This window comes from Bacillus sp. RB3 (assembly GCF_030164735.1).
Lineage (GTDB): Bacteria > Bacillota > Bacilli > Bacillales > Bacillaceae_G > Bacillus_A > Bacillus_A cereus.
In genome coordinates this window covers 13,496-39,781 of the sequence record NZ_JASNGE010000004.1, presented here as the reverse complement: position 1 = coordinate 39,781, position 26,286 = coordinate 13,496, and the positions used below count along the sequence as shown (strand labels likewise).

Genomic DNA, 26,286 nt, shown 5'->3' with positions numbered 1-26,286 from the left:
TACAAAAAATGCCCCTCATCAATATGAGGGGCATTTTTTGAAGTTAATAAAAGACTATTCGAATTTTAAAGCGTCTCCGTCGAATGATTCGTCAGCAACTTTAATTGAGTCAGTTGGACAGCCTTCGAATGCATCCATCATATCTTCAATTAATACATCTGGAATTTCAACGATACCTTGGTTATCATCTAATGTTACAAATGCAATACCTTCATCATCATAGTCATAAATGTCTGGTGCAGCAGCGCCACAAGCACCACATGCAATACAAGTATCTTTATCAACGATTGTATATTTTGCCATCTTTTTTCCCTCCTGATAATATGTATGTGAAAAGCTCGCCATAAAAATTATAACCTTATTGTAAAACGGTTTGTAAAACTTTTCAACATAAAATTATAATGATAATGCTTATCAATTAGAGTGTCAACTCATTTTTGAATTATGTCATAAGATTTTCAAAATACGTAAATATGATTTCGTTTGATACAATAGAAGATATACAAGTATATAGTTCTTATATGATAAGTTTAATGAGCGAAAGTAGATAGTGTAATTGTACTGAAAAGAATGAAATTAAGATTGGAAGGTGGAAGCGGTCATGCAAATACAATATACTTTGTTGCATTGTTTAAAACAATTGAATGGTGAAAGAACCGTTTCTTCTATTTATTATTTACTAAAGGGCAAACGTTCTTCGCAAACTTTACAAGATGGAAATATGTTCCGAATTTCTTTTTTGTTCGGAATATACAAATCATTGAATAGAAATGACTATGATGGTGAAGTTGCAAAGTTGTTGCAAGCGAATTTTATTCAAGAAATACATGAAAATACATATGTGTTAACACCTACGGGTAAAATGCAGTTACATAAATGGGAGGAAGTTTATGCTTTTCCGGCGCATTTGCATGGTTTACATTATGGTGAATTAGGTGAAACATTTTGGAAAAGATTATCATTAATTATTCAAACTATATCAAATTTACAACAGAATAATACGAAGTTTATCCCAATTCAGCAAGATACAGAAATAATGATGTGGGTGAAACGTTTTCTAACAGGAATACCATATAAGAGAAGTGAGTTGGCGAGAAAACTATGGACGGAAGTACATAATCTTTTAGAAAAGAGCAATACGATAGAAGCGACGATTGTAACATATCGACTAACGGGTTATGAACGTATTGGTTGTACATTGCAACAATTAGCAGAAATTACGAAACAAGATATATTCAGGGTGTATTTTTTATTTTGGGGTACAATGCATTTCTTTATACAAGAAGTTCGTGATAAAGAAAAGGAATTTCCACTATTAGCTGAAATTATATCTTATCCAAATGAGAGAGCTGAATTATTTAGTTTATCGACGAAAAAAACATATAATTTTTGGAGACAAGGACGTTCTTTAGAAGAAATAGCGACGATTCGGAATTTAAAGGTTGCAACGATAGAAGATCATTTTGTTGAAATTGCTTTGCGAGAAAAAGATTTTTCTATTGAAATGTTTATGGAAAAAGAAAAGATAGACAAAGTAATAAAAGTAATTGAAGCATTGCAAACGCGGAAGTTACGTGTTTTGAAACAAGCGGTTGGAGAAGATATCTCTTATTTTGAAGTTCGTCTTGTATTAGCGCGGATGGAGGGTGTAAATGAAACTTGAAGAATATTTATATAAGTGGTTTGGATATTCTGAATTTCGTCCAGGTCAAAAAGGAGTTATTACAGATTTATTAGAAGGAAAAGATGTGATAGCAATGCTTCCGACTGGAAGAGGGAAATCTATGTGCTATCAGTTTCCGGGGCTTATGCGAGAAGGAACAGTGCTTGTTGTATCACCGTTATTATCTTTAATGGAAGATCAAGTGACACAATTAAAGTATGTTGTGAAAAACCGAGTAATAGCATTTAATAGTTTTCGGACATTAAATGAAAAAAGAGAAGCGATGAAAAAATTATCTTCATATAAATTTATTTTTGTTTCACCAGAGATGTTACAGTCGGAGTTATTAATTAGGGAATTGAAGAAAATTCATATTTCATTATTTGTTGTTGATGAGGCTCATTGTATTTCTCAATGGGGTTATGATTTTAGACCGGACTATAAAAAACTAAATGTAGTTATTGAAAATATTGGTTCTCCTACAGTATTAGCATTGACAGCCACAGCGACAAAAGGGGTACTGCAGGATATCGCAAATAGTTTAAATTTAAAGGGTGCCGCGGAACATGTATACTCTATTGACCGTCCTAATATTGCAATGGATGTGCAATTTGTAGAGACGATAGAAGAAAAGAAAGAGGCGCTTTTAGAGCAGGTGATGTATTTACAAGGGCCGGGGATTGTATATTGCTCAAGTAGAGCGTGGACAGAAAGGTTAACGGAATACTTGAGAGGGAAAGGTGTTACTGGTGTAGCTTTTTATCATGGTGGTATGGAACATGAAGAGCGTATGTTAATTCAACAGCAGTTTATGAACGATCAATTGCAACTTGTAATATGCACAAGTGCATTTGGTATGGGGGTAAATAAGGCGAATACGCGATATATTATTCATTTTCATTATCCAACTAATATAGCTTCTTACTTACAAGAAATCGGAAGAGCTGGAAGAGATGGCGAACCGAGTATAGCTATTTTATTATGTAGTCCGTTGGATCATGATTTACCAATTTCAATCATTGAGGATGAATTGCCAAGTAAGTCACAAATACAATTTTTATTTTCTTTACTACAAGAAAGAATGTTTCAAACGAAAGAATTATCAATAGAAGATGTAGAAGAAATTTGTTATAATGCAGCAAGATTTAATGAGCAATATTGGCGTTTCGTTCGTTATCATCTCGAACAGGTTGGAATTATACAACAACGAAGATTATTATTAGAAGGTTTGTCAGATGAAATCATGAACCGATTAATAGCTGAAGTAGAAATAAGGTTGCGTAATAAATATAGTGAGCTAGAAAATATGAAGTCATGGATACAAGTTAAAGGATGTAGACGTGAATATGTGCTGCAACAGTTCGGTTATAGGAAAGAGCAAGAGTTAATTAATTGCTGCGATTATTGCGGTATTACAAAAGAAGATTATAAAAAAAGACGAGCGCAACAATCGGATTTCGACTATAATTGGGAAACAGAGTTACAAAAGCTTTTCGGCCTAGAAAAGATGGAGGAATGATGAACATTCAAAGACATAATGTTGAAGATATGAGTCCGCAGGAAATAAGGCTGAATCTATATATAACACAGTTAATTATTATCGGTATTGGCTGTTTACTGGCATATATATTATTTCAAGATGTAAAAGAAGTCTTTAATTTATGGAAATGGGAACCAGTATCTATACTTATTATAGGTGGTTTGTTAGCGATTGGTATTGTGTTATTAGATTATGTTGCAATGCGAGTGTTTCCGGAGTCTTGGTTTGATGATGGTGGTATTAACGATAAGATGTTTCGAGGAATGTCCGTTCTGCATTTACTCGTTATTACGTTCTTAATTGGTTTTGCAGAAGAATTTTTATTTAGAGGTGTAGTACAGACTCATTTTGGAATTGTAATTGCGAGCTTCGTATTTGCAGTGTTACATATTCGTTATATAACAAAGCCATTTTTGTTTTGTTTCGTCTGTTTCATTAGTTTCGTCTTTGGTTATGTATTTGAATGGACAGGAAATTTGTTTATAACAATCTTTGCACACTTTCTTGTTGATTTTATAATGGGACTCCAATTAAGAAAATAAATGGAAGGTGGTGGTGAACAACATGAGGAAACGAATTCCTGATTTTGAAGAGGAATTAGAAGTTGAGCGAGTGGAAGAAAAAGAAAGTTTACCGCCGCGTAGTGAAATTCATAGAAATAAAGAAAAAAAACAAAAGTTTAAAATAAATCACATTTTCGTCCGGGTTTTAACATTTCTATTCATTCTGCTGCCGATTAGTATTTTGTGGTACACGGATAAATATATTCAGGTGAAGGGTGATAGTAATAATGCCGGAAAAAGTGCGTTTGAAGTAATCTTCTTTGATTCAGCTAAATCTGAGTCGCAGAAACATTCTGAAAAAGTAATAACGCATACTGTGAAAGAGGGAGAAACTTTAGAAAGTATAGCGAAGCAATATTTTTCAGATGGAAATGGAATTGAAGTAATTAAAAAGTATAATAACTTGCAAGAAGATGAAGTGAGTGCAGGTCAAGAATTAAAAATTCCGATAAAAGATAAGTCCACAAAGCAAGAAAGCTAGTGAGTTAAGCGATCACCGTTTGTTATAAAAGCCTAGGATTATCTTTATGAGGAGGGGAGTCAAAAATATGATATGGATTATATTATTCAGTACTCTCATAGGCATGGGGATTTTATTGCTTCTTGTGATGTATAAAGAAGCGATGCGTAATACGGTGTTGGAACATACTTTAGTATTTAAAGAATTTCCGAAAAGTTTTCAAAAAGTAAATGTGTTTTTTATTTCTGATATTCATAGAAGAGTCATTTCGAATTTGTTAATTGAACAAGTAAAAGGAAAAGTAGATCTCGTAATTATCGGAGGAGATTTAGCAGAGAAAGGTGTCTCTTTATCAAAAATCTCTGCGAATATTCAAAAGTTAAGAGAGGTAGCTCCTGTATATTTTGTGTGGGGAAACAATGATTATGAGATAGAATATCATGAATTAGATGCGTTATTATTAGAAAATAACGTAAAAGTTTTAGATAATACAAGAGTGGTATTTGAGTCTGAATTAGGCGAGAAAATTTGTTTGCTCGGTATAGATGATGTTGGATTGCACCGTGATCGTCTAGATTTGGCATTGGCGGATTGTAAAGAAGATGGTTTTCGTATCCTAGTTAGTCACAACCCTGATATAATAAAAAAAATGTCTGGAAATGAACAGATTTCACTTGTCTTAAGTGGACATACGCATGGAGGGCAAATCCGATTATTCCCATCTAAAAAATATTTAAAAGGTGGCGTATATAACCATTTAAATACGATTCTCTTTGTTAGTAATGGGTATGGAACAACATTGATACCACTTCGTTTCCGAGCACCTGCTCAAACACACATCATTACATTGTGCGGAGGGAAATGATGCCAACTCTTAATGGGAAATACAATATAAAAGCCGTTTCGAATATAATTGGAGTTCAGCCGAGTACGCTTCGTGCATGGGAAAGACGATATCAAATTATTGCCCCAAAGCGGAATCAAGCTGGGCATCGTTTATATACAGAAGAGCATATTCAAATTTTAAAATGGTTAATGGAAAAAGTTTCTTCCGGTATGATGATTGGACAAGCAGTTCAATTATTAGAAGAAAATCGTTTGCAGAGTACAGTTCAAAAAGAGATACATTTCGATAAAGAAGTTGTTTTAGTGGACGATTTGCTACAAGCTTTGTTAAAATTTGATGAAATTACAATTGCTGCATTATTAAACGAAGCTTTTAGTATATATTCAACAGAGAAGGTTGTTGCCAGTATTGTTCTTCGAGTGACAGACAAATTATTAACGTCAAAAAATAATAATGAGATTTCAATGGTGCAATTTCAATATGCACTATCATTTTTACAAACGCGTCTAGGGATGGTGTATCACAATGCCTCAATGTTTTCCTCTTTACACAAAGTTATTGTGTTAGAAAAGGATGCATTGAAAGGATTTATTTTTTCAACTTATTTACGCTTAAAAGGATATGAGGCGATATATATTAGGACAAGCTTAGCTGAAGATGGTATGTTATCAGCGGTAGAGGAAATACAGCCGAAATATGTATTTATATCTTTTGCTGACGAACAAGAAATGAAAAAGACGATGAACTTTATAAATTTATTACAAGAAAAAAGGGAATCTCTTTCTGTTGGATTTATCGGAAAGCTAGGCGTTCTAAACCAGTTGGACATTGAAACAATCTTAATTGGTGATACGAAAGAAGAATGGGATGGATGGTTAAAAATGTCGGAATAGTTGTTCGAAAAGAACCATCTATTTTCTATTTCATATAATAAAAATTAGATGCATTGGTTACGTAGGGAGGGTATGAGATGAGGCTGGAACGATTAAATTACAATAAGATAAAAATTTTTCTAACATTTGATGATTTATCTGAACGAGGATTAACGAAAGAAGATTTATGGAGAAATGCACCGAAAGTACAGCAATTATTTCGTGATATGATGCAAGAAGCAAATAAGGAATTAGGATTTGAAGCAGATGGTCCGATTGCAGTTGAAGTGTTTTCTCTACAAGCACAAGGGATGGTTGTAATTGTAACGAAAGAAAATCAAGAAATAGATACAGATGATGAGTTCCGTGACGAGTTTATTGAAATGCAAGTGACTCTAGATGAAAGTGAGCATATATTATATGAGTTTGCTACGCTAGATGACGTAATTAACCTGTCGAATCGCTTATATAACCTTGGTGTAACTGGCGGAAAGCTATATACGTGGGATGAGCGCTTCTATCTTTGGGTGGAAGAAGAGGAACAAATTCAATTGTTAAAGGCGGATTTTATAGCTATTTTAGCGGAATACGGTAATCCGTCTACAGCAACCATTTATCGCATCATGGAGTACGGTAAAGAATTAATGGATGTTAACGCGATAGAACAAATACACAATTACTTTGTGAAAAAACAAAACCTCAGCTAATACAACATAGCTGAGGTTTTGTTCTTATTTGGAGAAGGGAAGGGATGATTGTAAATACTCGAACATACTTTTTGAAAATAAAATATGCAGTTTTATGGGAGTGTGGTTGATGAAAATAAAAAATATTTAAATATTTAAGTATTTTACTTTTCTAAAAGTAATAAAAGGACTATAATAATAGTGAAAACGCTTGCAATAGAAAATAGTTTGTATATATTTGTTAGCGTTTTCTATTGCATTCCAAATTTAAGGGTGTATACTAGGCAATGAAGGTTTACTAAACAAGTGAAATTACAGGGGGTTTACTTACTATGGTAGCCGAAAAGGGAACTCAAACAAAAACACAACAACAAAGGGAACAACATTTTGAACTATTGAATTCAACACAAATTGTTATTAGTGAAGCGTTAGAAAAATTGGGTTATCCAAACGAAGTATATGAATTATTAAAAGAACCAATTCGTATGATGACAGTGAAAATACCAGTTCGTATGGATGACGGGACTGTTAAAATATTTACAGGATATCGTGCGCAACATAATGATGCTGTTGGTCCAACGAAAGGTGGAATTCGCTTCCATCCGAATGTAACAGAAAATGAAGTGAAAGCACTTTCAATCTGGATGAGTTTAAAATGTGGTATTGTTGATTTACCATATGGTGGAGGTAAGGGTGGAATTATTTGTGATCCACGTGAAATGTCATTCCGTGAGTTAGAAAGATTAAGCCGCGGTTATGTACGAGCAATTAGCCAAATCGTAGGACCGACGAAAGATATTCCAGCTCCAGATGTATTCACAAACTCTCAAATTATGGCATGGATGATGGATGAGTATAGCCGTATTGATGAATTTAATTCACCAGGATTTATTACAGGTAAACCGCTTGTACTAGGTGGATCACATGGACGTGAAACAGCAACAGCGAAAGGTGTAACAATTTGTATTCGCGAAGCTGCGAAAAAACGTGGCATTGATATTAAGAGTGCACGCGTTGTTGTTCAAGGATTCGGTAATGCTGGTAGCTTCTTAGCTAAATTTATGCATGATGCAGGTGCGAAAGTTATTGCAATCTCAGATGCTTACGGCGCGTTACATGATCCAAACGGATTAGATATTGATTATTTATTAGACCGTCGTGATAGCTTCGGTACAGTAACAAAGTTATTTAACAATACAATTTCAAACAAAGAATTGTTAGAACTTGATTGCGATATTTTAGTTCCAGCTGCAATTGAGAACCAAATTACAGAAGAAAATGCTAATGATATTAAAGCGAAAATCGTTGTTGAAGCTGCAAATGGTCCAACAACATTAGAAGCGACTAAAATTTTAACAGATCGCGGAATTTTACTTGTTCCAGACGTGTTAGCAAGTGCTGGTGGTGTAACAGTATCTTACTTTGAGTGGGTACAAAATAACCAAGGTTACTACTGGACTGAAGAAGAAGTAGAACAACGTTTAGAAAAAGTAATGGTAAGATCATTTGATTCTATTTATGAAACAGCACAAGTTCGTAAAGTGAACATGCGCTTAGCGGCGTACATGGTTGGTGTTCGTAAAATGGCTGAAGCAAGCCGCTTCAGAGGTTGGGTATAAAATATTATATCTTGAGAAAACGTGATTTCCTTTCGAGGGAATCACGTTTTTTTGTTGAAGTATTAAATGAGGTGTTGTATATGGAGAATGAAATGTTGGAACGAGTAGAACAATTAGAAGAAAAGGTTAATAGGTTAGAGGGAGAACTCGCAAGAACGATGAAAGCTCGCAAAATAAGTACCGTTCGGATGTTCGGGGAAGGGCTACTGTTTCTGATATTTGGTGTGGTTGTAGTAGGGCCGATTATTGCCGTTGTAATCTCAATTTTTACTTGGCTTGCTGAAAAATAAAATAAAATAAAAATAAAAAAGAACGCTTGTTCTACACGAACAAACGTGCTATACTCTCCTTAGATAAACAAAACGGAAATGATTTTAAGGAGAGATAAATGATGAAAATGACAGTAGACCAAAGATTTATGATGCCAGCAGATGTTGTAGAGCGAGTGGAAGTATTACGAAACAAACAAAGCAAGCGTGGCACATTATTACAATCGGTAAATAAATTTTTCGGTTTAGATACGAAAGAAGATTGTGTTTGGTTTTACGGTTTTTATGGAGTGGCTGTAAGTATCTTGTTGTTTATGGTGTTCACTTCAAATATTTTCGATTTTCTCTTCGCGTAAGAAATATGCGATAAGGACATTGCTACCGAATACATATATAAGGAAGTAAGGTAATCTTCTAGAGCGGGAGTTGGTAGCAATGGCGATGTTTCCTATAGAGCGCAATTATATTGGATATGGAAGTTCACGACCGGGGATTCCTCTGACTAAAGTGAGATTTATCGTAAGCCATGATACGGGGAATCCTGGAAGCAATGCGATAGGCAATCGAGATTACTTTAATGAATTACAACCGAAAGCTTCGGCACATACATTTATAGATGATAAAACAATATTGGAGATTATTCCTATAAATGAAGTTGCGTATCATGTTCGATATGGTGTGCCGACGGATAATGACTTATATGGCTATGACGCGAATAAGGCGGCCATTGGAGTGGAACTTTGTTATGGTGGTGATGTTAACTTTTGGGAAGCGTATAATCGTTTTACATGGTATCATGCGTATTTATGCCAAAACTTTGGCTTAAATCCGAAAAAAGATATCGTGTCACATAAAACGCTTGATCCAGCTAGAAAGATTGATCCTGAGAATGTATTAGGGAAACAAGGTATTAAATTTCAGCAGTTTTTAGCAGATGTCTATCGGATGTACGTTTCGTTTAGATGACAAATATATGAAAAATGAATACAATAAAGATAGGTGCCTACTGCTGTAAGTAGGTTTTTTCTTGTTTTTATAAATAGTGCATTGGTAGAAGACTAGGAGTGGACGAGTATGCAGAAAGAAACAGTTATTATAATCGGAGGCGGTCCGTGCGGATTAGCGGCTGCAATTTCGTTGCAAAAGGTAGGGATAAATCCGTTAGTAATTGAAAAAGGAAACATTGTAAATGCCATTTATAATTATCCAACTCATCAAACATTTTTCTCTTCTAGTGAAAAATTAGAAATTGGTGATGTAGCTTTTATTACAGAAAATCGTAAGCCATTTCGAAATCAAGCGCTTGCGTATTATCGTGAAGTAGTAAAACGTAAATCTGTACGTGTAAATGCTTTTGAGCGAGTGGAGAAAGTTCAAAAAGATGGAGAAGTTTTTCGGGTTGAGACGACAAAGCGTGATGGAAGTAAGGAAATGTATATAGGGAAATATATTGTTGTAGCAACTGGATATTATGATAATCCAAATTATATGAATGTTCCAGGTGAGGAATTGAAGAAAGTAGCTCACTATTTTAAAGAGGGGCATCCTTATTTTGATCGAGATGTAGTAGTTATAGGTGGGAAAAACTCGAGTGTAGATGCCGCGTTAGAACTTGTTAAATCTGGTGCACGTGTAACGGTACTGTATCGTGGAAGTGAGTATTCACCAAGCATAAAGCCTTGGATTTTGCCGGAATTTGAGGCGTTAGTACGAAACGGTACAATTCAAATGCATTTTGGAGCTCATGTGAAAGAGATTACTGAGCATACATTAACGTTTACAGTTGATGGTGAAGCTTTTACAATCAAAAACGATTTTGTATTTGCGATGACTGGTTATCATCCTGATCATAGCTTCTTAACGAAGATGGGTGTTCAGATTGATGAAGAAACAGGACGTCCAATTTATACAGAGGATAGAATGGAAACGAATGCTGAAAATATTTTCATTGCAGGTGTCATTGCTGCTGGAAATAATGCAAATGAAATATTTATCGAGAACGGTAGATTTCATGGAGATGCGATTGCGCAAACCATTGCATCAAGAGAAAAATAAAAAGGAGCTGTCGGGAAAATCTCGACAGCTCCTTTTTATTCGTGCATAAACATATTTTGAATGGATTCATGAGAATTTGTATTCTCTAATGCAACAAGTAATTTAATGCGTGCTTTTTGTGCATTTAAGCCGTATGTGAATACAATGCCCATATCTTTTAAGTGTTTACCGCCACCTTCATACGAATATACGTCTTGAACGATACCGTTGAAACAGCGAGAAACTAATACGACAGGAATACCTTTATTTAATAATCTTTCTAGGCTAGGTAGTGTTCTTGGAGGGAGATTACCTTGTCCAAGAGCTTCGATAACAATGCCGTCTACAGGAAGATTTTCGATTGCTGCTAATAATGTATCATCCATGCCAGCATATGCTTTTAGAACAACTACATTTTTAGACACTTTATTTATCGTATATGATTCGCGATGTACTAAAGCGTGATGGAAGACAACGCCGCGTTTTGTTACCATTCCAATTGGTCCGTATTGTGGACTTTGGAATGTTGCGACATTACTTGTATGTGTTTTCGTTACATTTGTAGCGCAATGAATTTCGTCGTTTAATACGACTAAAACACCTTTTTCTGCAGCTTCATCACAACTAGCAACTTTTACAGCTGATAAGAAGTTATATAGACCATCAGCACCTAACTCATTACTAGAGCGCATTGCACCTGTCACTACGATCGGAATAGTTGCTTGTACTGTTAAATCTAAGAAATAAGCTGTTTCTTCTAATGTATCCGTACCATGCGTAATAACTACGCCATGAATGTTGTCTTGTTTTACTCTTTCATCAATGATGACTTGTAATTGTAACATTTCGCTCGGTGTCATATGAGGAGATGGTAGATGGAACACATCTTCAACGATTAAATCAACATCGCCTTCTAAATCAGGAATGAATTTTAAAAGAGGATTTTTTTTACCTGGTTGTACGACCCCAGTTTCTTTATCTTCCTCCATTGCAATTGTTCCACCTGTGTGTAAAACTAGGATTCTTTTCAATGCTTATACCCCTTTCAAGTAAAAAAATACATTTAGAACATAACATGTTTTGAGTAAATTCGACAATGGAAATGTATAAAAGTATGCCTCGAAAATGACAATAAAATTAACTGCTATATGTACGATGTATAAAATTACGAAACGAAATGTGCAAATATAGTATAGGAGGGAGAAATTACGGTGAAAAAGATGGAGAGAATTTTTATTCGTATATTAATAATACAATTCATTTGTCTTTCTGTTGTACAATTGTTATTTATACATAAGTCATCAGTGAAATATTTATCTAAAATTGTTTATTATGAGGGTGTTATGGTAAAAAACAAAGTGGAAATCTTGCAGGTGAATCGGTAGTTTTCATTTTCTTCTATGAAGGATTATGCTACAATAATTGAGGATTTAATGACGCGAAGCAAATGAGAAGAAGCAGGGTGAACACCTGCTTTTCGTTTTGTTTTATAAGTGAAAAAATGAGGTGTTACAATGGATAAACGAATTTCAATTGCTATAGATGGTCCAGCAGCTGCAGGGAAAAGTACAGTGGCAAAAGTTGTTGCGAAGGAACTTTCTTATGTTTATATTGATACAGGCGCAATGTACCGTACGCTTACATATGCAGCCCTTGAACAAAAAGTAGACATTGAAAATGAAGAGCAGTTAATGGAAGTTGTAAAGAATGTAAATATTGAGTTTCAGCAAGGAGAAAATACACAGCTTGTATTTTTAAATGGACAAGATGTTTCTGAAGTAATTCGTACACCTGATGTGACGAATCGAGTATCTATTGTAGCGAAACATCGCCTTGTTCGTGAAGAAATGGTACGTCGTCAGCAAGAGTTAGCGAAAAAAGGCGGCGTTGTAATGGACGGCCGTGATATTGGTACACATGTATTACCGGATGCTGAAGTGAAAATCTTTATGCTTGCTTCTGTTGAAGAAAGAGCGGAAAGAAGGCATTTAGAAAATTTAAATAAAGGTTTCGATTCTAATTTAGAGCAGCTAAAAGAAGAAATTGCTCAGCGTGATAAATTAGATTCAGAACGCGAAGTTTCTCCACTAAAAAAGGCTGATGATGCATTGGAATTAGATACGACTTCTTTATCAATTGAAGAAGTTGTCCAAAAAATTATGAGCATTGTTTCTGGAGTGTTTGCGAAATAAAGAAAGGGGATAATCCTCTTTCTTTTTTTGTTTAAATAGAAATGTAAAGGATACGTGAATTATGAGTCTCTTTCCTTGACAAATGAGCTGATTTGTAAGAAGTTAGTTAAAGAGGAATGAAACTGTCAGAATATATTCGCTATTATATTTCAAAACATACTTTTTTCAAGCTGGTTTTGCTGTATACTATTTATATAGGTTTAATATATTTTCTTGTGAATGTTATTGAAAAAGAGTATGTGATGAGAAATTCTTAAACATGCAAATGAAAACTTTGTTTTCATTTCGTATATACATAAAAAATGCTTTGTCAATTCTGTAGGGAGGTATTTCCATGGTAGAGAAAATGAATGAAGAAGTTATGGATTCAAAAGAATTACAAGTTGGTGACGTTGTTACAGGTTCTGTAACGAAGGTTGAAGAGAAACAAGTGCTTGTAAATGTTGGATACAAAACAGATGGCGTAATTCCAATTAGTGAATTAGCTAACGTTCATATTGAAAAAGCAAGCGATGTTGTAGAATTAGATCAAACACTAGAGTTGAAAATTATTAAATTAGAAGAAGATGATCTTGTCTTATCTAAACGTGCTGTTGATGCAGAAAAAGCATGGGTAGAACTACAAGAGAAATTTACTTCTGGTCATGTATTTGATGTTACTGTAAAAGATATTGTGAATGGCGGATTAGTTGTGGACCTTGGTGTTCGCGGTTTTATTCCAGCTTCACTTGTAGAAGTACATTATGTAGAAGACTTTACTGACTATAAAGGTAAAACATTAGCGGTGAAAATTGTTGAATTAGACCGTGAAAAAAATCGTGTAATCCTTTCGCATAAAGCGGTAGTAGAATTAGAACTAGATTCTAAGAAAAAAGAAGCAATTTCTTCATTAAAAGAAGGGGACGTTGTTGAAGGAACAGTACAACGATTAACTGACTTTGGCGCATTCGTTAATGTTGGTGGAGTGGACGGTTTAGTTCACATTTCACAAATTTCACACGAACGTGTAGAGCAACCTTCTGAAGTGTTAGAGCAAGGTCAAAAGGTTAAGGTAAAGGTGTTATCTGTTGATGCTGATACACAACGTATTTCTTTATCAATTAAAGCAGCTCAACCAGGACCTTGGGAAAACGTTGCTGGCGAAATAAAAGCTGGAGATATTCGTGAGGGAGTAGTAAAACGCCTTGTTACATTTGGTGCATTCGTTGAGATTTTACCGGGCGTTGAAGGACTTGTACACGTATCTCAAATTGCAAATCGTCACGTGAAAAATCCGAATGAAGTATTGGAAATGGGACAAGAAGTAAAAGTGAAAGTACTTGAAGTTCACGTAGCAGAGAAACGTATTTCTTTAAGTATAAAAGAAGCGCTTGAGGAAAATAATGTAACTGAAGATTATAGTCAGTATGAGCCAAATGCTGATTCTGCTACTTTCCAATTAAGTGATATTATTGGTGAACAACTGAAAAAATTAAAGAAATAATGAGGGGTACAAGTGGTAAGGGCAAAACGTAAATTAGATCATATTGAATACGCTCTTTCTACTGGTCAGTCTCGTACGCATGGCTTTCATGATATTGATTTTGTGCATCAAAGCTTGCCAAATTCAAATTATGACACAATAACATGTGAAACAAAAATCGGCGAACTTTCACTAAGTTCGCCGATTTTTATCAATGCGATGACTGGTGGTGGAGGAGAGAAAACGTTACATATTAATGAGCAATTAGCATATGTAGCGAAACATCATAACCTTGCTATGGCTGTAGGTTCGCAAATGGCGGCGTTAAAAGATGAAAGTGAAGCTGCTTCTTATAAGGTGATCAGAAAGGTAAATCCAAATGGTATTTTCTTTGCTAATTTAGGTAGTGAGGCAACTATCGAACAGGCAGAGCGTGCCGTTGATATGATTGAAGCGAATGCATTGCAAATTCATTTAAATGTCATACAAGAGTTAACGATGCCAGAAGGAGACCGTGATTTTACTGGAGTACTTCAGCGCATTGAGAAAATTGTTTTAAATAGTAAAGTTCCTATCATTGTAAAAGAAGTTGGATTTGGGATGAGTAAGGAAACAGTGCAGCAGTTAGCGAACGTAGGTGTAACAGCAATTGATATTGGTGGGCAAGGTGGTACGAATTTTGCTGCTGTTGAAAATGAAAGAAGACAGCGAATGCTTTCTTATTTTAATAACTGGGGCATACAAACAGCAACCTCGATTATTGAAGCAACCTCTACAAATAATAACCTCTCTTTTATTGCATCTGGGGGCATACAAACAGCGCTTGACGTAGCGAAAGCGATCGCATTAGGGGCGAATACAACTGCGTTTGCTGGTTACTTTTTACGTATTTTAATGCAAGATGGTATCGAGAAGTTAGTGGATGAAATTGAGCTCCTACATACAGATTTGAAATTTATAATGACAGCTCTTGGTGCGAAAACGATAGAAGAGTTGCAATCTGTACCTCTTGTTGTAAAGGGTGAAACGTATCATTGGTTAATGCAGCGTGGTATTGATACTGCGCATTATAGTAGGAGATAAAAAATCAACCGTTCGGTTGATTTTTTTTGTTCTATTCTTTTTCGTAATATAAAGTGGAGAAAGGAATTAGTATTATATAAAAATATCATTTCGTAAAAATTGCAATTGAAAAAGGGTTGAAAAATGTAGATGGTGTGTTGTCGAATTACTGGAGAGAACTTAATTTTTAATAGGAATAGGTGAAGATAAAAAGAAGTAATGGGAGGATATAGTGTGTGAAATATTATTTCAATATAAATAGAAAACATTAAACTGATTATGTAAAAGACGGTTTCGTACAATATCGAAACCGTCTTTTTGCATTAATTAGTGCTGGTTTTGTTTTCGAGCCTGTTCTGGTGTATCAAGTCCAGTTGCACCTGGATATTGTAGTGATTGATCACGATCGGATTCAACGCGGCGTGATTCTCGTAGTTTTCGTTCTTGGCGATCTTTACCCATAATGAATAACACCTCCTTGTTAAAAGTGTTGCTGTTATAAGAAAAAACTATGCGTAAATAAAGTGGATTAACTTTCATAAAAAGTTCCCATAATGGAAAACATAGGAGGTGAAGTTGATGGATGGAAGTACTTTTTATTTTGTAGCTTGGATAGGGTGGATCATTGTAACCTTTTTTATGAAAAAGGACCTTATTCGGTGGAAGTTAGGCGCTTGTATACTGATTTTTATAATTTGCTCTCCGTTACATGTAACGATCGCCTCATTCGTGGTATCAGTAAATGCTCTTTTACTTTGTATTATTTCTTTTATAGGGATCACGCTATATTCTGTCTGGAAAAAATTATATAGCTTACTTTCGGCGCTTATTATTGCAATGTTATATACAAGTTTTCATCTGTTAGAAATATATGATCCGATTTGGATTGTGGTGGATAGAGTGTTTCTGCTAAGTAGTGGTCTTGTGTATGCATCGGTGTTATTGCATGGAGATCGCATATTACGATTATGTTCTCTATATGTAGGGATGTTACAAGGAGAGCTGCTAGTGACATTTATTTTTAGGAAATTGAATTTTCCATATGATTACGGTAGTTTAGCATTTTTTGATATCGTCGCCATTTCTACATTATTCATGGCAATATTGTTTTGGATTGCAAAAGCATCAGTATACATGGAACGGTTTAAGAGAAAAACACGTAAAAGAAAGGCGAGGGTAATACATGACTGAATATACACCAGCCATTTTATGCGGCGTAATAGCGGGGACAGTTACAAGGGTGCTAATGCTTCGGACGGATACACGGCAATATCCGACGAGGCTACATGGGAAAATTATTCATATTGCAATGGGGTTAATTGCAGCTGCTTTAGGAGCGATTGCAATCCCGTCTATTTTGAAAAAAGATTTTTCTGCCATTACATTTCTTACATTAGCAGCGACACAATTTCGTGATGTACGTAATATGGAAAGAAATACGCTTCAACAATTAGATGGGTATGAGCTCGTACCGCGTGGAAATACATACATTGAAGGAATTGCATTGGTTTTTGAAAGTCGCAACTATTTGGCAATGTTAACGTCGTTTGCAACGACGTTTGCGTATATAGGATTCCGTTCATGGATTGCAGGAGTAATTATGGCTATAATCGCATTTTTTATTGCGAAAAAATTAATGTCTGGTAAAAGGCTACATGATCTTGTTGAAATTGAGCACGTTCCGCTTCGTTTTGAAGGAGCAGGGCTTTATATTGACAATATTTACATTATGAATATTGGATTGCCAGCAAGACAAGAAGAAATTATGAAATATGGTATGGGTTTTATTTTAAAGCCGAAATCAATTGATGCGATGGTTACAATCTCAAATTTAGGGCAACGACAAGCTATTTTACACGATGTTTCAGTAGCGTTAGGGATTTATAGAGATTCTGGTACACCAGCGCTTGTACCGTTAGCAAAGCGTGATTTAGAGGATGGCAGGGTTGGGATTTTTGTCCTGCCGCAAGATCAAGATGCAGAGAAAGCGATAGGTGTCATAGGAAATGTACCAACGTTAGAAAGTGCTGTCCATATGTCATCGGAAGCCCCGAAAGGAAGGGGAGATAAGAGATGATGTTAGAAAGTGTTATTCTGGCAGTTATAACAACGACTCCAGAAAAATTTGCAGGTGGTGCTCCTTTATTCGTTTGCGAATCGACAGAGGAACTAGAATTTGTTGCAAATAATTTAGAGGCAATTTTAGATGGTATTGCACATCGCTTACAAGAGAATGTATATATTATTGTGAAACATTAGCAACGTGTGTTATAATGTGAGGTGTTTTGATACGTTGAGAAATATTCTGGAATGCAAATCCCTTCTTGCACAAAGAAGGGATTTTTACATAATAAACAGAAGCAAGTTGAAAGGATGAAAGTATATGCCGAAACCAGTAATAGCGATAGTAGGTCGCCCGAACGTAGGGAAATCTACTATTTTCAATAGAATTGTTGGAGAAAGAGTTTCAATCGTAGAAGATATTCCAGGTGTAACGCGCGATCGTATTTATAGCGCTGGAGAATGGTTAAATCATGAATTTAACATTATTGATACGGGCGGAATTGATATTGGAGACGAGCCGTTTTTGACACAAATTCGTCAACAAGCTGAAGTAGCAATTGATGAAGCGGATGTTATCATTTTTATGACAAACGGTCGTGACGGTGTAACAGCAGCTGATGAAGAAGTTGCAAAAATTTTATATCGTTCAAATAAACCGGTTGTACTTGCAGTAAATAAAGTGGACAATCCGGAAATGCGCAGTGACATTTATGACTTTTATGCATTAGGATTTGGCGAACCATTCCCAATTTCAGGTACACACGGATTAGGGTTAGGTGACTTACTAGACGAAGCTGCACAACATTTTCCAAAGATTGAAGAAGACGGATATGATGAAGACACAATTCGTTTCTCTTTAATTGGACGTCCAAACGTAGGAAAATCATCACTTGTAAATGCTCTTCTTGGTCAAGAGCGTGTAATTGTTAGTAATGTAGCAGGAACAACTCGTGATGCTGTCGATACACCATATAGTAAAGATGGAAAAGATTATGTAATTATTGATACAGCTGGTATGCGTAAAAAAGGAAAAGTGTATGAAAGTACAGAAAAATATAGTGTACTTCGTGCGCTAAGAGCGATTGAACGTTCTGACGTTGTTTTAGTCGTTTTAGATGGTGAAGAAGGAATTATTGAGCAAGATAAAAAAATCGCTGGATATGCTCATGATTCAGGGCGAGCTGTTGTTATCGTTGTAAATAAATGGGATGCAGTGAAAAAAGACGAAAAAACAATGAAAGCATTTGAAGAAAATATCCGTGCTCATTTCCAATTCTTAGAATACGCACCAATTGTTTTCTTATCTGCAAAAACAAGAAAACGTACACAAACATTAATACCGGTTATCGATGAGGTAAATGAAAGTCATAGTATCCGTATTCAAACGAACGTATTAAACGATGTAATTATGGATGCGGTAGCGATGAATCCGACGCCAACTCATAATGGTAGCCGTCTGAAAATTTTCTATGCAACACAAGTTGCGGTAAAACCACCGACATTTGTTGTGTTTGTAAACGATCCAGAATTATTGCACTTCTCATATGAGCGTTTCTTAAAGAATCGCTTACGTGAATCATTTGGCTTCGTAGGAACGCCGATTCACATTATCGCTAGAGCAAGAGACTAATGGAGAGGATGTGATTTTATGACAAAAATCACAGTAGTAGGAGCAGGTAGCTGGGGAACAGCGTTAGCGATGGTATTAGCTGACAATGGACATGATGTACGTATTTGGGGAAATCGCCCAGAACTTATGGATGAAATTAATACGAAACATGAGAATAGTCGATATCTCCCAGGCATTACATTGCCAAGCACAATCGTAGCCTACTCTTCTTTAGAAGAAGCATTAGTAGATGTAAATACAGTACTGTTAGTAGTACCAACGAAAGCGTACAGAGATGTATTACAAGAGATGAAAGAAATTGTTACTGAACCAATTACTTGGATTCATGCGAGCAAAGGAATTGAACCTGGTACGTCAAAACGTATTTCGGAAGTGATTGAGGAAGAAATTCCAGAGCACTTAATTAAAGATGTTGTTGTACTGTCTGGACCGAGTCATGCTGAAGAAGTCGGTTTACGACAAGCGACAACAGTTACGTCTGCAGCAAAGCGTATGGAAGCGGCTGAGGAAGTACAAGATTTATTTATGAATAGTTATTTCCGTGTATACACAAATCCAGATATCGTTGGAGTTGAACTTGGTGGTGCGTTAAAAAATATTATCGCATTAGCTGCTGGTATAACTGATGGTCTTGGATTAGGTGATAATGCAAAGGCGGCATTGATGACACGTGGTTTAACAGAGATTGCTCGTTTAGGAAGAAAAATGGGCGGGAATCCGTTAACGTTTGCTGGTCTAACTGGTATGGGAGACTTAATTGTAACGTGTACAAGTGTTCATAGCCGAAATTGGCGCGCTGGAAATATGCTTGGAAAAGGACACTCTTTAGAAGAAGTGTTAGAAAGCATGGGTATGGTTGTGGAAGGTGTAAGAACAACGAAAGCTGCTCATGAATTGGCAGAGAAAATGGAAGTTGAAATGCCGATTACAGCTGCTTTATATGACGTGCTGTTCAATGGGAATAACGTAAAAGATGCGGTAGGCTCATTGATGGGGCGTGTTCGAAAACATGAAGTGGAAGCTATACCTGATTTACTGTAAAGAAAAGCGACAGAAGTACATTTGTACTTCTGTCGCTTTTTTATTTTTTGGGTCTTTTCACCATTTTTTCATTTTTGCATAGGATGAAGAGTAACTTGAGGAGAGGGTGAAAAGAATGGATAATAACATTTTTAATAATATTGAGAAGGAAGCGAAAGTAAATAAAGAGGATATTTTTAAATTAGCATCATCTGTGCAAAATGCGAATTTACGTGATGAAACTGTACTTCGTCAATTAATTCATCAAGTGGCTCTTATGGCGGGACGTGAAGTGCCGAAAGAGCAAGAGGATCAAATTGTAAAAGCGATTATTAATAATAATATGCCAACAGATTTTGGCTCGTTAAGCAAAATGTTTAAAAAATAAATTATGAGAAACAAAGAGTTTGTAGATTGCATATGATAGCCATGAAAGAATGGGAATAGAGCTGTTTTTGGGCATATTTGGTCAACCGAAGCGAGAGATACAATCGCTTCGGTTTTATTTTTGTCTAGATTGGTGAGAAATGCTGGAAAACCTATTGATTAAAGTTACATATTCGCAATTTGTAGTAAAAAGTTCTTTTTGTATTTGTTTAAAGATTTTAATTTGTTAAAATAGTATAAAAATAGATTGATAAAAAGGGGTGTTTATATGTCAGAAGGGCTTATGAAAATGTGGTTAGCTTTAGGGGCAATTGGATTTATGTTTTTTGCAGTAAGTTTTATTTTATTAAGTAGACATAAAATAAAGAATAAATTTTTGAAAGGGATTACAGCGTTAGTAGCGTACACCCTTATGATTGTGTCAGGAATTGTTATTTTTCTTGTTGTATTTAGTGGACCTGTACAGCAGTAAATGGAATGGTCTGGAAAATACTACATACGGAGCAAGTTAGATTAGTATGAAAAGGTGATGGTAGTGAAAAAATTACATATTATTTTAATATTTTGTTGTATGAGCCTTTTAACGGGGTGTCTGTATCCGAAAGAAAATATGAAGCAAAATGCGGTTCCTTATGAAGATCAGCTACAGGTTGTTCAAAAAGCTGTTGTGACATTTAAGGAGCAAAATGATGGGATATTGCCAATTAAGACGAGGGATATGAGTACACCTATTTATCAAAAGTATCCGATCGATTTTCAACAGATTGCCCCGCGTTACATACAAGAAGCGCCAGGGAATGCGTATGAAAGTGGAGGAGTATACCAATACGTATTAATAGACGTTGAAACAAATCCAACAGTAAAGTTAATTGATGTTAGGATAGCTGAACAAATTCAGGAACTATCTTTAAAGCTTAGGATGTATCGTGATGAACATCAATATCCACCTTTTAAAAAAGTAATTTCAGATGGTGTATATGAATTGGATTTCAAAAAACTAGGATATAAAGATGTGCCACAAGTGACAAGTCCATATTCTGGTAAAGGACTTCCTTTTGTAATTAATGAAAAAGGAGAAGTTTTTGTTGATTATAGAATCGACTTATATGACGCTTTGAAAAGAAATGAAGGGCAGTTTACGGAGGGAGAAGATATTCGAAATATGCTTTCGAAAGGTTCCCCGTTTGTACCAGCTTATTCTTTACCGTACACAGTAAAGGACGGAGAACCAATTTTTTTAAAATGATAAGTCATGAACCTTTCTTTTAGTGAATAAGTTCTAGAAGAAAGGTTTTTTATGTTATACAACTTACGATGCAAACAAAAGATATTTTTTAATAGTCATATGAAATTGGACAAAATTATATGATATATTGTCCGAACTTCTAGAATACCATTATATTATATCAGATATTATAGGCAACGTTAGAGAAGGTATTAGTTGACTATAAACGCGGAATTATTCCCAAAAATTTTGAGGGAGGGAATCACTTGGAAAAGGTAGATATTTTTAAAGATATTGCAGAACGAACAGGCGGTGATATTTATTTTGGAGTTGTAGGAGCTGTTCGAACAGGGAAATCAACATTCATTAAAAAATTTATGGAACTTGTAGTTATTCCAAACATTGAGAATGAGTCTGACCGTCAAAGAGCGCAGGATGAATTGCCTCAAAGTGCTGCTGGTCGTACAATTATGACGACGGAACCGAAGTTTGTTCCAAACCAAGCGGTTTCTATCGAAGTAGATGAAGGACTTGAAGTGAATATTCGATTAGTAGATTGTGTTGGATATACGGTTCCTGGAGCGAAGGGCTATGAAGATGAGAATGGCCCACGCATGATTAATACCCCTTGGTATGAAGAACCTATTCCATTCCATGAAGCTGCAGAAATCGGCACGCGTAAAGTAATTCAAGAACATTCAACAATTGGTGTTGTAATTACAACAGATGGAACAATTGGTGAAATTCCAAGAAGAGATTATATAGAGGCAGAAGAACGCGTTGTAAATGAGTTGAAAGAAGTAGGAAAACCTTTCATTATGATAATTAATACGGTACAGCCGTATCATCCAGATACAGAGCAATTACGCCAAAGTTTATCAGAAGAATATGATATCCCGGTTATTGCAATGAGTGTGGAGAGTTTAAGAGAAACAGATGTATATAATGTACTTCGTGAAGCACTATTTGAATTCCCTGTATTAGAAGTGAATGTGAACCTTCCGAGCTGGGTAATGGTGCTAAATGAAGGGCATTGGTTGCGTCAAAGTTATCAAGAAGCAGTTCAAGAAACTGTGAAGGATATAAAACGTCTTCGTGATGTGGATCGCGTTGTTTGGCAGTTTAGTCAATATGAATTTATTGATCGAGCGAGCCTAGCTGGCATTGATATGGGGCAAGGTGTGGCTGAGATTGATTTATATGCGCCAGATGAATTATATGATCAGATTTTAAAAGAAGTAGTAGGAGTAGAAATTCGAGGGAAAGATCATTTATTAAAGCTTATGCTCGATTTATCTCATGCGAAAATAGAGTACGATCAAGTGGCGGATGCACTGCGTATGGTTAAGCAAACAGGATATGGTGTAGCAGCGCCTGCATTAGCGGATATGAGCTTAGATGAGCCAGAAATTATTCGTCACGGTTCAAGGTTTGGTGTGAAGTTAAAAGCAGTAGCGCCATCTATTCATATGATTAAAGTAGATGTAGAGTCAACGTTTGAGCCGATTATTGGTACTGAAAAGCAAAGTGAAGAATTAGTTCGTTATTTAATGCAAGATTTTGAAGATGACCCGTTATCAATTTGGAATTCTGATATATTTGGACGTTCACTTAGCTCGATTGTTCGAGAAGGAATTCAGGCGAAATTATCTTTAATGCCAGAAAATGCTAGATATAAATTAAAAGAAACGCTAGAAAGAATTATTAATGAAGGATCTGGCGGATTAATTGCGATTATACTATAAGAAAAAATCCCTCTCATTGTAGAGGGATTTTTTGTTTTTTTGATTATAAAATAGAAAAATAAACAGTCATTATCTAATACATTGTTGTAAATTGTCAAGTTTCATCAGATTTTCACATTTTCAGAGTAACAATTTCCTTAAAAATATTGAATTATAAAGGAGAATCGTATAATATAGGCGTTGATAATGATTTATCTACATCTTTGTAGTATAGAATTTGCAAAAATTGCCTACAAATGAAAGTAAGACTCATTTTATGATCATTATACAGTCTTATCTTTGGGAGGAGGTGAATGGCATGAACAAGACAGATTTAATCAATGCTGTTGCAGAAGCAAGTTCCCTTTCTAAAAAGGACGCAACAAAAGCAGTAGACGCTGTTTTTGATTCTATCTTAGAAGCTTTAAAACAAGGTGATAAAGTACAACTGATCGGATTCGGTAACTTCGAAGTTCGTGAGCGTGCGGCTCGTAAAGGTCGTAACCCACAAACAGGTGAGGAGATTGAAATCGCTGCAAGTAAAGTACCTGCATTCAAACCTGGTAAAGCGTTAAAAGATGCGGTTAAATAATCCTTACATATTAACAGGGAAGAAGAGTTTCCTTTTTGGGAACTCTTCTTTTTGCTTTTAAAAACATAAATATGCTAGAATGTGTTCGTATCACTTTTAGGTTTTCGGGAGGGCTAGCGGATGGCAAAAGTTAATTTAGAACAAATTGAACATGCAGTACGCCTTATTTTAGAGGCGATTGGGGATGACCCAAATCGTGAGGGAGTACTTGATACACCAAAGCGTGTTGCAAAAATGTACGCAGAAGTGTTCTCAGGTATGCATGAAGATCCGAAAGAGCATTTGCATAAAGTATTCGGAGAAGATCACGAAGAGCTTGTACTAGTAAAAGATATACCATTTTATTCGATGTGTGAGCATCATTTAGTTCCATTCTATGGAGTTGCTCACGTTGCATATATTCCGCAAGGTGGAAAGGTGACAGGGTTAAGTAAATTAGCTCGTACCGTAGATACAATTGCACGTCGCCCACAACTGCAAGAACGTATTACATCAACAGTAGCGAACTCTATTATGGAAGTACTAGAGCCTCATGGTGTAATGGTAGTAGTAGAAGCAGAACATATGTGTATGACGATGCGTGGTGTAAAAAAACCAGGTGCGAAAACAGTAACGACAGCAGTGCGTGGTGTGCTTGAAAATGATGCTGCAGCGCGCAGTGAAATTTTATCGTTTATTAAAACGAAGTAAAGAAAAGCGGGAAACTGCTTTTCTTTTTTTTTTTAGTAAATAAATGATATAGTTTTAACTAGACAGAGTGAGATTAGAAAGATTGCTTACATGAATGGTAGGTGTAGCCAAGTTTTGGTTATAGAAAATAGAGTGTATGTGTTATAATAAGTTTTATGAATTAGAAAACAAGGGTGATTTTTTGTGTGTGACATCTACGGAGGGTATGCGGGTATAAAAGAAAAATTGATGGAGAAATTACGCCATCCTTACTTTATAAACTATATTGAAGAACCATTTATTGATGAAGAAAAGATAGCATTGTTATATGGTGCTTTAAAGAGTGCAAACTTACATATAGAACAAATTGAGCATTACGTAGTAACAATTATGCTTGTACAAATTGCGCTTGATACGCATGAAAGGGTATCAAATAAAGCAGGCGAGGAAGAGATTGAATTCCATAAATGTCGTCAATTAACAGTACTTGCAGGCGATTACTATAGTGGACTATATTATTATTTATTGTCTATGAATCGTGATATTGTTTTAATTCGTGCACTTGCTGAAGGAATTAAAGAGATAAATGAACACAAAATTATGTTATACCAAAAAGCGCATGAAACGACGGATGACATAATGAAAAGCATAGTAATGATTGAGTCTGCGCTCCTTCAAAAAACATGTGATCATTTTCAGTTATCACATTGGAAGCCATTTATCACATACGTATTAGGTGGAAATCGCCTTCAAAAAGAAATTCAATTGTATGCTGATAAGCAACATTCGCCTGTTTTTCAAGCTATGCAAGATGCTTTAGGGGATAAAGCAGAAGTAGTGATTAATGGTTGGATGAAGGAATTGAGAAAGAAAGAAAAACAATTTTTAGAAAATCATACAGACATAAATGAAATAAATTCTGTGTTAAGGAATAAATAGAAGACATAAGCAATTTTACATTGGAAGAAGGTACGAGCATGCAACAATCAAAAGAAGAAAGAGTACATGACGTATTTGAAAAGATTTCTGATAAATACGATGTGATGAATTCTGTAATTAGTTTTCAAAGACATAAAGCGTGGCGTAAAGAAACGATGCGAATTATGGATGTACAACCAGGCAGTCAAGCGCTTGATGTATGCTGTGGAACCGCAGATTGGACAATTGCGCTAGCTGGAGCCGTAGGTGAACAAGGAAAGGTTGTTGGCTTAGACTTCAGTGAAAATATGTTATCTGTCGGTAAGCAAAAGGTAGAGGCGTTACAATTAAAACAAGTAGAACTTCTACATGGGAATGCAATGGAACTTCCGTTTGAAGATAATACGTTTGATTATGTGACGATTGGGTTTGGTTTACGTAACGTACCGGATTATATGCACGTATTAAAAGAAATGACGCGTGTAGTAAAACCAGGTGGAAAAGTAATCTGTTTAGAAACATCTCAACCAACAATGATTGGTTTTCGACAAGGGTATATTTTATACTTTAAATATATCATGCCGTTATTTGGAAAGATGTTTGCGAAAAGTTATAAAGAGTATTCATGGCTTCAAGAATCTGCTAGTACGTTCCCAGGGATGAAAGAATTGGCTCAAATGTTTGAGCAAGCTGGACTTGAACGTGTGCAAGTGAAACCATTTACTTTTGGGGTAGCAGCGATGCATTTAGGTATTAAACCAGAATCAAAATAGAAAAAAGAAGTTTTA

The 26,286-nt window shown here is 35.5% G+C and carries 32 protein-coding genes; 29 read left to right on the top strand and 3 right to left on the bottom strand.

Annotation, left to right across the window (positions count from 1 at the left end; translation table 11 throughout):
• Window positions 1-54: 54 nt before the first annotated feature.
• Window positions 55-303 (bottom strand): ferredoxin, encoded by a 249-nt coding sequence (locus tag QO049_RS07680; protein WP_001151993.1) that lies wholly within the window; start codon window positions 301-303, stop codon window positions 55-57.
• Between the two features lie 298 nt (window positions 304-601).
• Between QO049_RS07680 and QO049_RS07675 the strand changes: the two genes are divergently transcribed.
• The 12 genes from QO049_RS07675 to QO049_RS07620 all read left to right on the top strand — a co-directional run bounded on the left by QO049_RS07675 (window position 602) and on the right by QO049_RS07620 (window position 10,574).
• Window positions 602-1,663 carry a YpbB family protein gene (locus QO049_RS07675; RefSeq protein ID WP_098022691.1) on the top strand — a complete coding sequence of 354 codons (1,062 nt, stop codon included), beginning with the start codon at window positions 602-604 and terminating at the stop codon, window positions 1,661-1,663.
• Window positions 1,653-3,182, top strand: a complete 1,530-nt coding sequence (gene recQ / locus QO049_RS07670) for an ATP-dependent DNA helicase RecQ (RefSeq protein WP_167320133.1) — start codon at window positions 1,653-1,655, stop codon at window positions 3,180-3,182. Before QO049_RS07675 ends, recQ begins: the two co-directional genes overlap by 11 nt.
• The gene (locus QO049_RS07665; protein ID WP_001025780.1) at window positions 3,182-3,745 is read left to right on the top strand and encodes a CPBP family intramembrane glutamic endopeptidase; all 564 of its coding nucleotides are present in this window, start codon (window positions 3,182-3,184) and stop codon (window positions 3,743-3,745) included. The genes recQ and QO049_RS07665 overlap by 1 nt, the downstream gene beginning before the upstream one ends.
• A 22-nt stretch (window positions 3,746-3,767) precedes the next feature.
• Complete coding sequence (locus tag QO049_RS07660; protein ID WP_001231553.1) at window positions 3,768-4,247, top strand: LysM peptidoglycan-binding domain-containing protein; 480 nt, start codon at window positions 3,768-3,770, stop codon at window positions 4,245-4,247.
• A gap of 67 nt (window positions 4,248-4,314) precedes the next feature.
• Entirely contained in the window at window positions 4,315-5,091 is a 777-nt protein-coding gene (locus QO049_RS07655) for a metallophosphoesterase (RefSeq protein ID WP_000637799.1), read from the top strand.
• Window positions 5,091-5,966 carry a MerR family transcriptional regulator gene (locus QO049_RS07650; protein WP_001142650.1) on the top strand — a complete coding sequence of 292 codons (876 nt, stop codon included), beginning with the start codon at window positions 5,091-5,093 and terminating at the stop codon, window positions 5,964-5,966. The genes QO049_RS07655 and QO049_RS07650 overlap by 1 nt, the downstream gene beginning before the upstream one ends.
• A gap of 77 nt (window positions 5,967-6,043) precedes the next feature.
• A complete protein-coding gene (locus QO049_RS07645) occupies window positions 6,044-6,652 on the top strand; it encodes a genetic competence negative regulator (protein WP_001235397.1) in 609 nt (202 codons plus the stop codon).
• A 311-nt stretch (window positions 6,653-6,963) separates the two neighbouring features.
• Window positions 6,964-8,250 (top strand): Glu/Leu/Phe/Val family dehydrogenase, encoded by a 1,287-nt coding sequence (gene gudB / locus QO049_RS07640; protein ID WP_246962433.1) that lies wholly within the window; start codon window positions 6,964-6,966, stop codon window positions 8,248-8,250.
• Window positions 8,251-8,330: 80 nt separating this feature from the next.
• Window positions 8,331-8,540, top strand: a complete 210-nt coding sequence (locus QO049_RS07635; RefSeq protein WP_000426768.1) for a hypothetical protein — start codon at window positions 8,331-8,333, stop codon at window positions 8,538-8,540.
• 98 nt (window positions 8,541-8,638) lie between these two features.
• The gene (locus QO049_RS07630; protein WP_001983018.1) at window positions 8,639-8,875 is read left to right on the top strand and encodes a DUF3961 domain-containing protein; all 237 of its coding nucleotides are present in this window, start codon (window positions 8,639-8,641) and stop codon (window positions 8,873-8,875) included.
• Between the two features lie 79 nt (window positions 8,876-8,954).
• Entirely contained in the window at window positions 8,955-9,485 is a 531-nt protein-coding gene (locus QO049_RS07625) for a peptidoglycan recognition protein family protein (protein WP_001240655.1), read from the top strand.
• Window positions 9,486-9,593: 108 nt separating this feature from the next.
• A complete protein-coding gene (locus QO049_RS07620) occupies window positions 9,594-10,574 on the top strand; it encodes a YpdA family putative bacillithiol disulfide reductase (RefSeq protein ID WP_167320135.1) in 981 nt (326 codons plus the stop codon).
• Window positions 10,575-10,609: 35 nt separating this feature from the next.
• Here the strand turns inward: QO049_RS07620 and ansA are convergent, their stop codons facing one another.
• Window positions 10,610-11,584, bottom strand: a complete 975-nt coding sequence (gene ansA, locus QO049_RS07615; RefSeq protein WP_000822026.1) for an asparaginase — start codon at window positions 11,582-11,584, stop codon at window positions 10,610-10,612.
• Between the two features lie 180 nt (window positions 11,585-11,764).
• Between ansA and QO049_RS07610 the strand changes: the two genes are divergently transcribed.
• From QO049_RS07610 to QO049_RS07595, 4 genes are all read left to right on the top strand, one after another.
• Window positions 11,765-11,938: a YpfB family protein gene (locus tag QO049_RS07610; protein ID WP_000738057.1), complete on the top strand. Its 174-nt coding sequence runs from the start codon at window positions 11,765-11,767 to the stop codon at window positions 11,936-11,938.
• A 129-nt stretch (window positions 11,939-12,067) separates the two neighbouring features.
• A complete protein-coding gene (gene cmk / locus QO049_RS07605; protein ID WP_000361252.1) occupies window positions 12,068-12,745 on the top strand; it encodes a (d)CMP kinase in 678 nt (225 codons plus the stop codon).
• Window positions 12,746-13,079: 334 nt separating this feature from the next.
• A complete protein-coding gene (gene rpsA, locus QO049_RS07600; protein ID WP_000229559.1) occupies window positions 13,080-14,228 on the top strand; it encodes a 30S ribosomal protein S1 in 1,149 nt (382 codons plus the stop codon).
• A gap of 12 nt (window positions 14,229-14,240) precedes the next feature.
• Window positions 14,241-15,290, top strand: a complete 1,050-nt coding sequence (locus QO049_RS07595) for a type 2 isopentenyl-diphosphate Delta-isomerase (RefSeq protein ID WP_000251037.1) — start codon at window positions 14,241-14,243, stop codon at window positions 15,288-15,290.
• A gap of 306 nt (window positions 15,291-15,596) precedes the next feature.
• Here the strand turns inward: QO049_RS07595 and QO049_RS07590 are convergent, their stop codons facing one another.
• Window positions 15,597-15,731, bottom strand: a complete 135-nt coding sequence (locus QO049_RS07590) for a YpzI family protein (protein WP_000513900.1) — start codon at window positions 15,729-15,731, stop codon at window positions 15,597-15,599.
• Window positions 15,732-15,848: 117 nt separating this feature from the next.
• On the opposite strand from QO049_RS07590, the gene QO049_RS07585 reads away from it, so the two are divergent.
• The 13 genes from QO049_RS07585 (at window position 15,849) to menG (ending at window position 26,271) form a co-directional block, all read left to right on the top strand.
• On the top strand, window positions 15,849-16,460 hold the full coding sequence (locus tag QO049_RS07585; RefSeq protein WP_000349098.1) for a YphA family membrane protein: 612 nt from the start codon (window positions 15,849-15,851) through the stop codon (window positions 16,458-16,460).
• The gene (locus QO049_RS07580; RefSeq protein ID WP_000141596.1) at window positions 16,453-17,346 is read left to right on the top strand and encodes a YIEGIA family protein; all 894 of its coding nucleotides are present in this window, start codon (window positions 16,453-16,455) and stop codon (window positions 17,344-17,346) included. Before QO049_RS07585 ends, QO049_RS07580 begins: the two co-directional genes overlap by 8 nt.
• A complete protein-coding gene (locus tag QO049_RS07575; RefSeq protein ID WP_000979059.1) occupies window positions 17,343-17,528 on the top strand; it encodes a capping complex subunit for YIEGIA in 186 nt (61 codons plus the stop codon). Before QO049_RS07580 ends, QO049_RS07575 begins: the two co-directional genes overlap by 4 nt.
• A 124-nt stretch (window positions 17,529-17,652) precedes the next feature.
• Window positions 17,653-18,963 carry a ribosome biogenesis GTPase Der gene (gene der, locus QO049_RS07570; RefSeq protein ID WP_001125893.1) on the top strand — a complete coding sequence of 437 codons (1,311 nt, stop codon included), beginning with the start codon at window positions 17,653-17,655 and terminating at the stop codon, window positions 18,961-18,963.
• A gap of 18 nt (window positions 18,964-18,981) precedes the next feature.
• Entirely contained in the window at window positions 18,982-20,004 is a 1,023-nt protein-coding gene (locus tag QO049_RS07565) for an NAD(P)H-dependent glycerol-3-phosphate dehydrogenase (protein ID WP_000161763.1), read from the top strand.
• A gap of 115 nt (window positions 20,005-20,119) precedes the next feature.
• Complete coding sequence (locus tag QO049_RS07560) at window positions 20,120-20,371, top strand: stage VI sporulation protein F (RefSeq protein WP_000369754.1); 252 nt, start codon at window positions 20,120-20,122, stop codon at window positions 20,369-20,371.
• A gap of 267 nt (window positions 20,372-20,638) precedes the next feature.
• Window positions 20,639-20,842 carry a DUF2768 domain-containing protein gene (locus tag QO049_RS07555; RefSeq protein ID WP_001289004.1) on the top strand — a complete coding sequence of 68 codons (204 nt, stop codon included), beginning with the start codon at window positions 20,639-20,641 and terminating at the stop codon, window positions 20,840-20,842.
• A 63-nt stretch (window positions 20,843-20,905) separates the two neighbouring features.
• Window positions 20,906-21,616 (top strand): hypothetical protein, encoded by a 711-nt coding sequence (locus QO049_RS07550; RefSeq protein ID WP_000733109.1) that lies wholly within the window; start codon window positions 20,906-20,908, stop codon window positions 21,614-21,616.
• Between the two features lie 245 nt (window positions 21,617-21,861).
• Window positions 21,862-23,340, top strand: a complete 1,479-nt coding sequence (spoIVA, locus tag QO049_RS07545; protein WP_000416519.1) for a stage IV sporulation protein A — start codon at window positions 21,862-21,864, stop codon at window positions 23,338-23,340.
• 298 nt (window positions 23,341-23,638) lie between these two features.
• Window positions 23,639-23,911, top strand: a complete 273-nt coding sequence (locus QO049_RS07540; protein WP_001043860.1) for an HU family DNA-binding protein — start codon at window positions 23,639-23,641, stop codon at window positions 23,909-23,911.
• A 120-nt stretch (window positions 23,912-24,031) separates the two neighbouring features.
• A complete protein-coding gene (gene folE / locus QO049_RS07535) occupies window positions 24,032-24,601 on the top strand; it encodes a GTP cyclohydrolase I FolE (RefSeq protein ID WP_001151482.1) in 570 nt (189 codons plus the stop codon).
• Window positions 24,602-24,784: 183 nt separating this feature from the next.
• Window positions 24,785-25,519 (top strand): heptaprenyl diphosphate synthase component 1, encoded by a 735-nt coding sequence (locus tag QO049_RS07530; protein WP_000332846.1) that lies wholly within the window; start codon window positions 24,785-24,787, stop codon window positions 25,517-25,519.
• A gap of 38 nt (window positions 25,520-25,557) precedes the next feature.
• Window positions 25,558-26,271: a 2-heptaprenyl-1,4-naphthoquinone methyltransferase gene (menG, locus tag QO049_RS07525; RefSeq protein ID WP_001187674.1), complete on the top strand. Its 714-nt coding sequence runs from the start codon at window positions 25,558-25,560 to the stop codon at window positions 26,269-26,271.
• The last annotated feature ends 15 nt before the right edge of the window (window positions 26,272-26,286 follow it).